This window comes from Roseomonas sp. WA12 (assembly GCF_054165765.1).
The window spans coordinates 2,934,811-2,947,827 of record NZ_CM135108.1; the positions used below are offsets into that span (position 1 = coordinate 2,934,811).

The 13,017-nt window shown below is 68.9% G+C and carries 13 protein-coding genes and 1 tRNA gene; 11 read left to right on the forward strand and 3 right to left on the reverse strand.

Annotated features, from left to right (window positions below; translation table 11 throughout):
* Positions 1 to 81: 81 nt before the first annotated feature.
* From ACVBD7_RS14150 to ACVBD7_RS14200, 11 genes are all read left to right on the forward strand, one after another.
* The gene (locus tag ACVBD7_RS14150) at positions 82 to 2,337 is read left to right on the forward strand and encodes a TonB-dependent receptor (RefSeq protein WP_458093872.1); all 2,256 of its coding nucleotides are present in this window, start codon (positions 82 to 84) and stop codon (positions 2,335 to 2,337) included.
* A 121-nt stretch (positions 2,338 to 2,458) separates the two neighbouring features.
* The gene (locus tag ACVBD7_RS14155) at positions 2,459 to 3,142 is read left to right on the forward strand and encodes a Fe2+-dependent dioxygenase (RefSeq protein ID WP_458093873.1); all 684 of its coding nucleotides are present in this window, start codon (positions 2,459 to 2,461) and stop codon (positions 3,140 to 3,142) included.
* Positions 3,143 to 3,301: 159 nt separating this feature from the next.
* Positions 3,302 to 3,784 carry a 30S ribosomal protein S6 gene (rpsF, locus tag ACVBD7_RS14160; RefSeq protein ID WP_458093874.1) on the forward strand — a complete coding sequence of 161 codons (483 nt, stop codon included), beginning with the start codon at positions 3,302 to 3,304 and terminating at the stop codon, positions 3,782 to 3,784.
* Between the two features lie 6 nt (positions 3,785 to 3,790).
* Positions 3,791 to 4,069 (forward strand): 30S ribosomal protein S18, encoded by a 279-nt coding sequence (gene rpsR, locus ACVBD7_RS14165; protein ID WP_043830720.1) that lies wholly within the window; start codon positions 3,791 to 3,793, stop codon positions 4,067 to 4,069.
* Between the two features lie 19 nt (positions 4,070 to 4,088).
* Entirely contained in the window at positions 4,089 to 4,655 is a 567-nt protein-coding gene (rplI, locus tag ACVBD7_RS14170; RefSeq protein WP_458093875.1) for a 50S ribosomal protein L9, read from the forward strand.
* A gap of 171 nt (positions 4,656 to 4,826) precedes the next feature.
* Positions 4,827 to 6,113 (forward strand): class I SAM-dependent methyltransferase, encoded by a 1,287-nt coding sequence (locus ACVBD7_RS14175; RefSeq protein WP_458093876.1) that lies wholly within the window; start codon positions 4,827 to 4,829, stop codon positions 6,111 to 6,113.
* A 9-nt stretch (positions 6,114 to 6,122) separates the two neighbouring features.
* Positions 6,123 to 7,643 (forward strand): replicative DNA helicase, encoded by a 1,521-nt coding sequence (locus ACVBD7_RS14180; RefSeq protein WP_458093877.1) that lies wholly within the window; start codon positions 6,123 to 6,125, stop codon positions 7,641 to 7,643.
* A gap of 18 nt (positions 7,644 to 7,661) precedes the next feature.
* On the forward strand, positions 7,662 to 8,735 hold the full coding sequence (alr, locus tag ACVBD7_RS14185) for an alanine racemase (protein ID WP_458093878.1): 1,074 nt from the start codon (positions 7,662 to 7,664) through the stop codon (positions 8,733 to 8,735).
* Between the two features lie 23 nt (positions 8,736 to 8,758).
* On the forward strand, positions 8,759 to 9,568 hold the full coding sequence (locus tag ACVBD7_RS14190) for an MlaE family ABC transporter permease (protein WP_458097707.1): 810 nt from the start codon (positions 8,759 to 8,761) through the stop codon (positions 9,566 to 9,568).
* Entirely contained in the window at positions 9,565 to 9,948 is a 384-nt protein-coding gene (locus tag ACVBD7_RS14195) for a glyoxalase superfamily protein (protein WP_458093879.1), read from the forward strand. Before ACVBD7_RS14190 ends, ACVBD7_RS14195 begins: the two co-directional genes overlap by 4 nt.
* Complete coding sequence (locus tag ACVBD7_RS14200) at positions 9,945 to 10,718, forward strand: ABC transporter ATP-binding protein (RefSeq protein ID WP_458093880.1); 774 nt, start codon at positions 9,945 to 9,947, stop codon at positions 10,716 to 10,718. Before ACVBD7_RS14195 ends, ACVBD7_RS14200 begins: the two co-directional genes overlap by 4 nt.
* A gap of 16 nt (positions 10,719 to 10,734) precedes the next feature.
* On the opposite strand, the gene ACVBD7_RS14205 is transcribed toward ACVBD7_RS14200, so the two are convergent.
* From ACVBD7_RS14205 to ACVBD7_RS14215, 3 genes are all read right to left on the reverse strand, one after another.
* Entirely contained in the window at positions 10,735 to 11,322 is a 588-nt protein-coding gene (locus ACVBD7_RS14205; protein ID WP_458093881.1) for a hypothetical protein, read from the reverse strand.
* A gap of 230 nt (positions 11,323 to 11,552) precedes the next feature.
* Positions 11,553 to 11,629 (reverse strand) — tRNA-Arg (locus tag ACVBD7_RS14210).
* A gap of 59 nt (positions 11,630 to 11,688) precedes the next feature.
* Positions 11,689 to 12,912, reverse strand: a complete 1,224-nt coding sequence (locus ACVBD7_RS14215; RefSeq protein ID WP_458093882.1) for a glycoside hydrolase family 108 protein — start codon at positions 12,910 to 12,912, stop codon at positions 11,689 to 11,691.
* Between the last annotated feature and the right edge of the window lie 105 nt (positions 12,913 to 13,017).

A 13,017-nucleotide genomic window follows, 5' to 3' on the forward strand; every position in this document is an offset into this window, starting at 1 on the left:
ACGCATTGACGAATCGTGATCGCCCCAGTTACGAGCGACTCTCAATATCAGCGTCGGGGGACCTGAAGCATGAGCCGCGCGATGAACCGAACTCTGGGCGTGCCGAATGCGGCCCTGGTGGCCAGCCTGAGCCTGGGCGCCGCCATGGCCGGTTCCGGCTTCGCCTTCGCCCAGGTGACGGGACCCGGCGCCGCGGCCGATGCGCCTGTCGCCGTGCCCGAGGTCTCCGTCACCGGCGGCCGCCCGGCCAACCAGCTCCTCGCTCCCACGGGCAACCCGCGCCTGCCCGGCTCCATTCAGGACACGCCGCAGACCATCAATGTGGTCCCGCGGGAGATCCTGCAGCAGCAGACCGTCACCACGCTGGAGCAGGCGCTGCGCAACGTGCCCGGCATCACTTCCACCATTGGGGAGGGCAATGGCGGCGTCACTGGAGACCAGTTCCGCATTCGCGGCTTCTCCGCCCAGAACGACGTGCTGGTCGATGGCCTACGCGACTTCGGCTCCTACCAGCGCGACGCCTTCACCTATGAGGACGTGCAGGTGCTGAAGGGCGCCTCCGGTTTCGCCATCGGCACCAGCGCCATCGGCGGCGGCATCAACGTCAACTCCCGCCTGCCCACGCTCGAGAATCGCTACGCCGGCATCGTCACGGGCGGCATGGGGCCCTTTGCCCGCGCCACGGCGGAAATCAACCAGCGCATCAGCGAGACGGCGGCCATCCGTCTGAACGTCATGGGCCAGTCCAGCTCGGTGGTCGATCGCGACGACCTCGACACGCGCCGCTGGGGCGTCGCGCCCTCCATCGCCTTCGGCCTCGGCACGCCCACCACCTTCTCGGTGGAGTACCTGCACTATCACGACGTTCACACCATCGACAGCGGCACGCCCGTCCTCTTCTCCAGCCCGACCGCTCTCGGACGGCCCGCGCCCGAGTTCGGCGTCCGCCGTTCCAACTTCTACGGCATCCGGAACGACCGCGACGACGTGGACGTGGATCGCCTGACGGCCCGCTTCGCGCACCGTTTCAGCGAGGCCTTCACCATCACCAACGACACCCGCTTGATGCGCGTGGACCGCGACACGGCGCTCACCGCCGTCAACTGCGGCCGGCAGACCGCGACCGTCACCTACGCCAACTCCTGCTCCGGGCAGTTCTTCGGCCCGCGGCGGGACGGTACTATTGCCTATGGCGGCGGTAGCAACGGCCCCTACAACCAGGTGAACGAGGCGATCCAGAACCTCACCACCGGGATCGCCCGCTTCCGCACCGGGCCCCTGCGCCACGAAGTGACTGCGGGCGTCGATATCTCCCACGAGACGGTGGACCGCACCGGCCGCTCCTACGTGCCGGCGCGCCCGGGCGTGACGGTCCGCAACCCCTCCATCAACGACGACCTGCTGCTGAGCACCGGCGCCCCCAACAACCAGCGCGACACCTCGGCGACGAATCTCGGCCTCTTCCTCAACGAGCGGCTCTTCCTCACCAACCAAATATCGCTCTTCGGCGGCTTCCGCTGGACGAAGTTCGACCTCGACTACCGGGCCGGCGCGCCGGGCGCTCGGCCGACGACGGACGTCAACATCTCCGACAGCTTCTTCGACCCGCGCGCGGGCGTCATCTTCGAGCCGACGCCGAACCAGACCTACTACTACTCCTTCTCCACCTCCTCGACCCCGCCGGGCACCTTCTTCACCACCCTGCCGGGGCAGGCCACGAACGCCAGCCGCGCCTTCGAGCCCGAGCGGAACACCACGCACGAGATCGGCGCCAAGATCGGCCTGATCGACAATCGCCTGGGCGCCACCGTCGCGCTGTTCCACTCCGAGAAGGGCAACGCCCTCGTCCAGAACCCGGACGACCCCGCGGCGGTGATTCAGACGGGCGACCGGCAGCGCATCCGCGGCCTGGAAGCCGGGCTGACCGGCCGGGTCACGCCGGAATGGAACATCAACGCGGCCTATACCTATCTCGACAGCGAGACGACGCGCTCGCAGACCACGGCCAATGTCGGCCGGCGCGTGCAGTTCGTGCCGCTTCACTCCGCCTCGGCCTGGACCACCTACGACATCGCTCAGAACACGCCCTACAACGTGACCCTCGGCGCCGGCGTGGTGTACCGGAGCAAGGTGTTCCTCACCCTCGACAACGTCGCCGTGGCACCCGACACGATCAGCTTGGACGCGCTGGTTCAGCACCGTGTCAACGACAAGCTCACCGTGCGGGTGAACGGCTACAACTTGACCAACCGCACCAACTACGAGGGGCTGTTCAACGGCCGCGCGACGGTGGCCGCCGGCCGCACCGTGCTCGTCTCCCTCGCTGCCGAGTTCTGATCGGCGCACCCAGGTCGCATCCCGCTGGGGGCCCCTCCCCCCGGGCCTGACGGCGGGCGGCCGGGGCGGTACCATTCCGCCTCGGCCGCCCGTTTCCTTTTCCAGATACCGGAGCACGACGATGCTCGTCCGCATCCCCCAGGTCCTGACCGCCACCGAAGTCGCCTATTGCCGCGAGCGGCTGGAGGCTGCCGCCTGGGAGGACGGAAAGGCGACCGCCGGCCAGCAATCGGCCAAGGCCAAGTTCAACCTGCAGGTGCCCGGCGACAGCCCGGAGGGGAAGGAGCTGAGCGACCTCGTCCTCCGCGCCCTCGGCCGCAGCCCCCTGTTCGCCACCGCCGCCCTGCCGCTGCGCGTTTTCCCACCTTTGTTCAACCGCTACGACGTGGGCATGACCTTCCACGCCCATGTGGACAATGCCATCCGCCCCGTGCCCGGCACCGGCCAGCGCATCCGAACGGATGTCTCCTCCACCCTCTTCCTCTCACCAGCCGACAGCTATGACGGTGGCGAGCTGGTGGTGCAGGACACCTACGGCAGCCATGAGGTGAAGCTCGAGGCCGGGGACCTGGTGGTCTATCCCTCCACCTCCCTGCACAGCGTGAACCCCGTGACCCGGGGCAGCCGTTGGGCCTCCTTCTTCTGGACCCAGTCCATGGTGAAGGACGACGCCCAGCGCCAGTTCCTCTATGACATGGACATGGGCATCATCGCCCTCCGCCGGGACCTGGCCGACGATCATCCCGGGGTGCTGGCCATGACCGCCGGCTACCACAACCTCCTCCGCCGCTGGGTGGAGATGTAGGCAGGTCGGCGGGGCCCGAAACGAGAACTTGCCCCCGCCGCCCCCTTCGCCTATACGCCCCGCCCACCCTGCCGGGCGCGAGGCATCGCGCGCGGCTATGCCCATTCCGGCTACCGCATCCTGCGTCGGCCCCGGGCTGAGACATCCGAAGGGATAGAGATGCCACTGTATGAAACCGTGCTGATCGCGCGGAACGAGCTGACGCAGGCTCAAGTCGAGGCCATCGCCGACCAGATCGGCGAGATCATCGGCGGCGAGGGCGGCGAGATCCGCAAGCGCGAGTACTGGGGCCTCCGCGGCCTCGCGTACAAGATCAAGAAGAACCGCAAGGCCCACTACATGCTGCTGGGCCTGGACTGCGCGCCTGCCGCCGAGAAGGAGGTCGCGCGCCAGCTCGGCCTGCACGAGGACGTGCTGCGCCACATGACGCTGCGGATCGAGACGATCGACGACGCCCCCTCGGCCATTCTGGCCAAGCGCGGCGACGACCGTGACCGTGAGCGCGGCTTCCGTGGTCCCCGCCCCGCCGGCCGCTTCGGCTCCGGCCGTGGCCGCGAGCGCGGTGACGACCGCGAGGAGTTCCGGGCCCGTCCGCGCGACGAGATGGACGACCGCATGGGCCCCATGGGCGGCGAGGAGTAAGAACTGATGTCCGACACGACCGACCTCACCCCCGCCGCGCGCCGCCCGGCCGTTGGCGCCCGCCGGCCCTTCTATCGCCGCCGCAAGTCCTGCCCCTTCTCCGGCCCGAACGCGCCGAAGATCGACTACAAGGACGTGCGCCTGCTCTCCCGCTTCCTGAGCGAGCGCGGCAAGATCGTGCCGTCCCGCATCACGGCGGTCTCCGCCAAGAAGCAGCGCGAGCTGGCCAACGCCATCAAGCGCGCCCGCTTCCTGGCGCTGCTCCCCTACGTCATCAACGACTGATCGGGAGGACCTCTAGATCATGATCAACGTCATCCTGATGCAGCGGGTCGAGAAGCTCGGCCAGATGGGCGACACCGTGAAGGTGAAGCCCGGCTACGCTCGCAACTTCCTCCTCCCCTCCGGCCGCGCCATCCGCGCGACCGAGAGCAACCTCAAGAAGTTCGAGGCCGAGCGCGCGCAGCTCGAGGCCCAGAACCTCAAGCGGCGCGAGGAGGCCGAGCGCGTGGCCGAGCGGATGGAGGGCCTCACGGTCGTCCTGATCCGCTCCGCTGGCGAGAGCGGCGCGCTGTACGGCTCCGTCTCCGGCCGCGACATCGCGGACGCGACGAAGGAAGCCGGCCTCACCATCACCCGCGAGCAGGTCATCCTCGAGCAGCCGATCAAGACGCTGGGCCTCACCACCGTCCGCGTCGCGCTGCACCCGGAGGTCTCCATCCCGGTGATCGTGAACATCGCCCGCTCTCCGGAAGAGGCCGAGAAGCAGGCGCGCGGCGAGGACCTCCGCGCCGAGCAGGAGGCCGAGGAGGCCTCCCTCGAGGCCGAGCTGGCGGCCGAGCTGTCCGAGCTGGGCGCCGCGTCCGAGTAATCGGACCGCGCTGCGGAACGACTGCGATGGCCGCCCCGGCAACGGGACGGCCATCTGCATGTCTGGACGGATTTAAACCCCTGAAAATTGTCACGCCTTCGTGACATGCGGCGCCCACCATTGCGGGGCGCTTCCACCACGGCCCAGCCTCCTCTGAGAAGGAGGCCGATCTTGCTCATCGATTCCATCCTCTCTCGCCTGGTCCGCCACGGCACCCTCCGGGTGCGCCGGCCGGACGGCACCTTTCGCATCCTCGCCGGCGCCCAGCCTGGCCCGAGCGCTTCCCTGGCGCTGAAGACCCCGCAGGTCGCCCGGCGGCTTCTCTGGAACCCGTCCCTCGCCTTCGGCGAGGGCTACATGGACGGCAGCATCGAGCCGATCGAGGGCTCGACCATCTACGACGTGCTGGATGTTCTCATCCTCAACCTGGCCCAGGGCGGCACCCACCCGGCCATGAAGGTCAATGAGGGCGCCCGCTGGGTCGGCCGAAGGCTGATGGACCTGAACACCGCCACCCGCAGCCAGCGCAACGTCGCCCATCACTACGACCTGAACGGCACCCTCTACTCACTCTTCCTGGATGCCGACCGCCAGTATTCCTGCGCCTACTTCCCGACCGGCGAGGAAAGCCTGGAGGAGGCGCAGGCGTTGAAGAAGCGCCACATCGCCTCCAAGCTACGCCTGGACCGCCCGGATCTCGAGGTGCTGGATATCGGCTCGGGCTGGGGCGGCCTCGCCATCACACTGGCCCGCGACTTCGGCGCCCGCGTCACCGGCCTCACCCTCTCCCAGGAACAGCTTGCGGAGTCCCGCGCCCGGGCCGAGGCCGCAGGCCTGTCCGGCCGCGTGACCTTCGAGCTGATGGACTACCGCGCCTGGCAGCGCCCGATGGACCGCATCGTCTCGGTCGGCATGTTCGAGCATGTGGGCATCAACCACTACACCGCCTTTTTCCGCACCGTGCGGAACGCGATGAAGGAGGATGGAGTCGCCCTGATCCACGCCATCGGCCAGTCCGAGGGACCCACCACCACCAATCCCTGGATCACGAAATACATCTTCCCTGGCGGCTACTCCCCTGCCCTGTCCGAGGTGGTTCCGGCCATCGAGAAGGCCGGGCTGTGGATGACCGACCTCGAAATCCTGCGCCTGCACTACGCCCGCACCATCGCCCATTGGCGCGCCCGTTTCGCCGCCAACCGGAATGCCATCAAGTCCCTCTACGACGAGCGCTTCTGCCGGATGTTCGAGTTCTACCTCGCCTCCTCGGAGCTCGCCTTCCGCCGCTGGGGCCATATGAACTGGCAGGCACAGCTCACCCGCCGCCTGGATGCCGTGCCCCTCACCCGGGACTACATGCTGGATGCCGAGCGGGCCGCGGCTTATCCACATGATCCACCGCCATCCACAGGCACCCGGGAAAAGGTGGGGCAGGACGTGGAGCGCGCCGGGGACTAGACTGTCCCCATGAATGCCTTCGACAGCCTCGCGGAGCCGGCCGGGTCAGGAATGCTGGGGCTCTCCCAGCGCCTCCCCCCCTCGAATCTCGAGGCGGAGCAGGCGCTACTCGGCGCGCTCCTGGCCAACAACAAGGCCTATGAACGCGTCTCGGAGTTCCTGGCCGACGAGCATTTCGCCGACCCGATCCATGGCCGCATCTACAAGGCCATCCAGCGCCGGGTCGAGGCCGGTCAGCTGGCCGATGTCGTCACTCTCCGCGCCGAGTTCGAGCATTCCGGCTTCCTCGACGAGGTCGGCGGCCCCGCCTACCTGACTCAGCTGCTGACCGCGATGGTTGGCATCATCAATGCCGGCGAGTACGGCCGCGTCATCTTCGACTGCTTCCTCCGCCGCCAGCTCGTCGATCTCGGCGAGGTGGTGGTGAACCGCGCCTTCGGGGCGGAGCCGGAACTGGACGGCAAGGCGCAGCTGGAGGCCGCCGAGCAGGCCCTGTTCGACCTCGCGACAGATGGCGGCTCCGAAGGCGGCATGGTCTCCTTCGAGAAGGCGCTCGCCGAGGCGGTGAACCTCGCAGAGCGCGCCTTTTCCACCCCTGGCGGCGTTTCCGGCCTCGCGACCGGCCTGCGGGACGTGGACAGCAAGCTCGGCGGCCTGCACCCGTCGGACCTTCTGATCCTCGCCGGCCGCCCAGCCATGGGCAAGACGGCGCTGGCCGTGAAGATCGGCTTCGGCGCCGCCCGCGCGGTGCAGCGCGAAGCCCTGGAAAAGGACCCGAACGCGGTGGTGCGCGGCGGCGTCGCCATCTTCTCGCTGGAAATGAGCGCCGACCAGCTCGCCACCCGTATCCTTTCGGAACAGGCCCGCGTCTCCGGCGACCGCATCCGCCGCGGTGACATCGCCCAGCGCGACTTCGACAAGTTCGTGGAGGTGAGCCGCGAGCTCTCCTCCATGCCGCTCTATATCGACGACACCCCGGCCATCACCATCTCCGCGCTCCGCACCCGCTGCCGGCGCCTGATGCGGACCAAGGGGCTGAGCCTCATCATCGTGGACTATCTGCAGCTGATGCGCCCCGCCGCCGGCAGCCGGCCGGAGAACCGGGTGCAGGAAATCAGCCAGATCACCCAGGGCCTGAAGGCGATTGCCAAGGAGCTCTCGGTGCCGGTCATCGCCCTTTCCCAGCTCTCCCGCCAGGTGGAGAGCCGCGAGGACAAGCGGCCGCAGCTGGCCGACCTCCGCGAATCCGGCTCGATCGAGCAGGACGCCGACGTCGTGATGTTCGTCTATCGCGACGAGTACTACCTCGCCCAGAAGATGCCGAAGGAGCTGAACTTCGACAATTCTGAGAAGTACACGGAAGCGCTGGACAAGTGGCAGAAGGACATGGAGCAGGCGCACAACAAGGCCGAGCTGATCATCTCCAAGCAGCGCCACGGCCCCACCGGCACCATCCGCCTCTTCTTCGAGGGCGAGTTCACCCGCTTCGGCGACCTCGACCAGACCCATGACCAGGACGAGTACAGCTGACCAGCATGCCTGAGCAGTATGCCTGACCAAGCCGGCGTCCTGACGGTCGATCTCGCCGCCATCGCCGCCAACTGGGCCTCCCTCCGGGACCGCCACGCGGAAGCCGGCGGCGGCGAGGTGGGCGCGGCGGTGAAGGCCGACGCCTACGGGCTGGGCGCCGCCCGCGTCGCCCCCGCCCTGGCCGCCGCCGGCTGCCGCCGCTTCTTCGTGGCCACGCTGGCCGAGGGGATGGCGCTGCGGCCCGCCCTCGGCGACGGCCCGATGATCGCCGTCCTCAACGGCTTCTCACCCGCCGCGGATGAGGAAGCGAGGCTGACCCCCGTGCTGAACACCCCCGGCGATCTCGCCGCCTGGGCGGGCACGGAGAGGGAGGTGATTCTGCAGATCGACACCGGCATGGCCCGGCTCGGCCTGTCGCCGGCCGAAACCGAGGCCCTTGCCGAGGACCCCACGCCCCTCAAGGGTGCGGCGCTGCGCTTCATCCTGACCCATCTCGCCTGCGCGGACGATCCAGGGAACCCGCTGAATGGGAGGCAGGCGACCCGCTTCGCCGCCGCCCGCGCTAGGCTGCCTGCCGCGCCCTTCTCCTTCGCGAACTCCGCGGGCCTCTTCCTCGGCCGCGACTTCGCATCCGACCTCGCCCGGCCCGGCTGCGCCCTTTATGGCCTCAACCCCACACCGGGCCGCGCGAACCCGATGCGGCCGGTCGTGCGGCTCGGGGCGCCCGTGCTGCAGATCCGTGACATTCCTGCCGGCACGCCGGTCGGCTATGGCGGCAGTTGGGTGTCCTCCCGCCCCTCCCGGATCGCCACGGTTGCCGCGGGCTACGCCGATGGCTATCTGAGGTCCCTTTCCGGCCGCGCGATCGGTCGCCACAACTGGCAGGACATTCCCCTGGTCGGCCGCGTCTCCATGGACCTCACCACCTTCGACGTGACCGACCATCCCGGTGTCGTCCCTGGCTCGATGATCGAGCTGATCGGGCCGGGCAACGCCGTGGACGACGTGGCCGCACGCGCCGGCACGATCGGCTACGAGGTGCTGACCGCCCTGGGCTCCCGCTACCAGCGCGCCTATACGCAGTCCGCGTGACCCCAGCCCCCCTCCCGGCCACCATGCCCGCCGCCACCGCGCCGGCGCTCCCCGCCCCGCTCGCCTGGGTCGCGTCGCTCGGCCGCGCCGCGATCCAGCTATGCCGCACGGTCGGTGCCGTGGTCCTCTTCGCGCTGGTGGGGCTGAGCCATCTGTTCCGCCCGCCCTTCCAGTTCCGGCTCTTCCTCCGTGCCTTCCTGGAGGTCGCCTATTTCTCCCTTCCGGTGGTGGGGCTGACGGCGGTGTTCACCGGCATGGTGCTAGCGTTGCAATCCTTCTCCGGCTTCGCCCGCTTCGGCGCTGAAGGGGCGGTCGCGAGCGTCGTCGTCCTCTCCGTCACGCGCGAGCTCGGCCCCGTGCTGGCGGGGTTGATGGTGTCGGGCCGCATCGGCGCCGCCTTCGCCGCCGAGATCGGCACGATGCGCGTAACCGACCAGATCGACGCGCTCACGACACTGTCCACCGACCCGGTGAAGTACCTGGTCACCCCTCGGCTCCTGGCGGGAATCCTGGCCATGCCGCTGCTGGTGATCGTGGCGGACATTCTGGGCGTGATGGGCGGGTACCTTATCGGCACGATGAAGCTTGGCTTCTCCAGCGCCGGCTATCTCAAGGCGACGCTCGACTTCCTGCAGTGGATGGACGTGATCAGCGGGCTGGCCAAGGCAGCGGTCTTCGGCTTCATCGTCGCGCTGATGGGCACCTGGTGTGGCTACACCTCGCGGGGCGGCGCGCAGGGCGTGGGTGGGGCCACCACCACCGCGGTGGTCGCCTCCTCCATCCTCATCCTGGCGCTGGACTACGTGCTGACCGAGGCCTTCTTCGCCCGATGACACCGACCTCCATCGAGCTCGGCCGCGTGACGCCGATCCTGCGCATCTTCGACGTGCCGAAGGCCCGCGAGTTCTATCTGGGCTTCCTCGGCTTCGCCTGGGACTGGGAGCATCGCTTCGAGCCGGCACTGCCGCTCTATGCCCAGGTCTCGCGCGGTGGCGCCCTCCTGCACCTTTCTGAACATCATGGCGACGCCACGCCCGGCAGCGCGGCGATCGTCCAGATCTCCGGACTCGACGCCTTCCACGCCGAGTTGACGGCCACGCGCTACGGCTATGCCCGGCCGGGGATCGAGGATGCGCCCTGGGGTGCGCGTCTGGTCCGCGTCACCGATCCCTTCGGCAACCGCCTGACCTTCAGCGAGCCGAAGCCGGCATGACCGCACAGCCCAAGATCCGCCTGCGCGATCTGCGGAAGTCCTTCGGCTCGAAGCTCGTGCTGGATGGCGTGGACCTCGAGGTCATGCCGGGCCGTTCCATGGTCATCCTCGGCGGCTCGGGTTCCGGCAAGTCGGTGACGGTGAAATGCATCCTCGGGCTGATTGCCCCGGATTCCGGCACGATTGAGATCGACGGGCGGGACGTGCTGGCCATGTCGGCACGCGAGCGCGAGGCGGTGCTCGACCGCACGGGCATGCTGTTCCAGAACGGTGCCCTTTTCGACAGCCTGCCGGTCTGGGAGAATGTCTGCTTCAAGCTGCTGGCCCAAAAGCGCATCACCCACGCCCAGGCCCGCGACAAGGCGGCCGAGGCGCTGGCCGATGTCGGGCTGGATGCCAGCGTCGGCGACCTCTCCCCCTCCGAGCTATCGGGCGGCATGCAGAAGCGCGTGGCCCTGGCCCGCGCCATCGCCTCTGAGCCCGAGATCATCTTCTTCGACGAGCCCACCACCGGCCTCGACCCCATCATCGGCGCGGTGATCGACGGGCTGATCGTGGACTGCGTCCGCCGCCTCGGCGCCACTGCCGTGACGATCACCCATGATATGGCCAGTGCACGCCGCATCGGCGATGACGCGGCCATGATCCACAAGGGCCGCATCGTCTGGACCGGCCCCGCTTCCACCCTCGGCGACACCGGGAATGCCATGGTGGACCAGTTCGCGCGCGGCGAGCGGGAAGGCCCGATCGGGATGGAGTTGCGGAAGTAGGGTCCGCTGCGCCGCGCTACCCTTTCGGTGGCGTGGCGGGTGCCCCGGGCTTCGCGCCATCCCGCGTCGCCGGCGTGGGCTGGCGGTTTGCGGGCGCACCCTCCTGGCCCGGATGCGCCGCTGTCACCGGCCGGCCGTCACCCGTGAAGGTCATCACCGTCACCATGCCGCCGCGGTCGGTGGCGCGGCAGGTCGCGCGATGCCAGGTCTTCCCATCGGCGGACATGCTGATCTCGCACTGCCCGGTGACGTCCTTCGCCGCCGTCCGGCCGGACACCGAGGTGTGCAGGCGCGTGAGATTCAGCGTGTAGTCCTCCGGCCGCGGCTGCCGATCGCTGTCCCCCTGGAAGCCGATGGTGACGCCCGGCCCCGAGGCGATCGAGATGAGAACGCTTCCATTGGTATGGTGCACATAGACCAGCCCGCTGGAGCAGGTGCGCGGCTGGTCGTTCACCGTCATCTCGCACCGGCCGGGCGCGCCGATGACGGTGCGGGGCGTGGGTTGGGTCTGCGGGCGGGATTGGGGCTGCGGTTGAGGCTGGGCCTGCGCGGCAGCAGGCAGAAGGGCGAGGCTGAGGGCCATGGCCTGCAAGGTCGGTCGCATCCGTCATCCTTTCAGCATCGGCAGGCCGAGGCCCGCAGGGGCAACCAGAGCAGAACGACACAGGCCGATTGGGGCAGGAATGCGGATCGAGCCGCCTTCCCGGATGCACACGCCCGTGAGGGAGGAGCCGGTCCAGCATCCAGCGTCGCATGCGCTCTTCGCCTCAGAGCGTCTGCAAAAGCGCGAAAACGGCCGCGTGGGCCGCGACCGCTTGCTGTACTGGAAGAGGATGGCGGACCCGATACGATTCGAACGTACGGCCTCTGCCTTCGGAGGGCAGCGCTCTATCCAGCTGAGCTACGGGTCCAGTCGCGCTCTCCTTACCGCACCCGCCCGCCGGTTGGAACCCCCCGGGGCGGTATGCCGTCAAGCGGCCAGCGGCACTGCGGCCGGCTCGGCCACCATGGCCAGTGCCGCCTGGCGGGAGTGGTCCACCCGCCGCGTCCAGCCCCGCCCGAAAGTCGGGAACGTGGCAAGCCCGCGGTAATATGCCAGGCGCCCCTCGGCTAGCCGCCCGACCAGCTCCGGCGCCCGACTGGCCCGTGCGGCGGCCAGGGTGATCGGCCCGATCGAGCCATCCGCCGCCACGCCCAGGCTGCGCTGCAGCAGCTTCACGCTCCGGCCCGGCCCTGCGTTCACCCCGAAGTCGAAGACCATCAGGTCCACGCCGGCGGGCAGTTCGGCGCAGCGCATCGGGGTCCAGTAGCGGGCGCGGTAGATCTCCCGAGCCTCCGTGCGGGTCAGCGCGCGCACATCCTCCACCGTCGCCTCCTCTTCCCGGAACTCCGACAGCGTGCGGAGCGTGATGCCCAGGTTGGTGGCGCCGCCGGGATCGGAGGGATGGTTCACGAAGCCGCCCTCGGCCTTCAGCACCAGGTCCAGGCAGGCGTCGAACCTGTCCTCGCCCGCTCGCGACGCTGCCAGCAGGGAGACCGGCCGCACTGGCACGGGCGAGACCTCGCGGAGCGTGGCCATGGCCGCCTGCACCTGCTGGCTCTGGGCTTCCTGCAGCCGCCCCACGATCGCGTCCTTATCGCGCGAGGACTGGGACGAGCCGATCCAGAAGTTTACCACCGCCGCAAAGGCTGCGCCGAGCGAGCCCACGGTGATGTTGATGACGGAGGCCACCTGCGGATCAAAGCGCGCCGTGCCTCCAGGACCTGCATCCAGCGTGACCAGCAGGATCAGCACCGCAAAGAATCCCAGCACCACGAGCGAGGAAACGGTCGCCGGCCCCCAGGCCAGCCCGCGGCGGCCGCGCATCACCTCCAGCATGCTGAACCGGGCGGATTGCGTATCGGCGAGGGCGGCGCGCAGCGTCTCCATCTCCGCGTTGCGCTGCCCGGCCTCGCGTTCGGCCGAGAGCCGCTCGCTCTCCAGCGCGATCTCGGCGAGGCGGATCCGAAGCGCATTGGCCTTCTCCGTATCCGCCGCTAGCGCGGCACAGGCTGCCGCGGGGTCTTCGGTGCCTGTTGCCTGCCGAACGGCCTCGGCGACGATCCCAGCCACTGTTCCAGCCCGGTCGCCCGCGATCAGGCGCACGATCTCCGGCGCAAGGGAGGCTGCGATGGCGATAAGGGAAAAGGCCATGGAAGGAACTCCTGCCAAAGAACGAAACAGGAACATAAACCGACGCACGATAGGAAATCAAGCCTTTTCGCTAAGCCGCCTTGTTTGCGCCCCCCCGGATCGGCC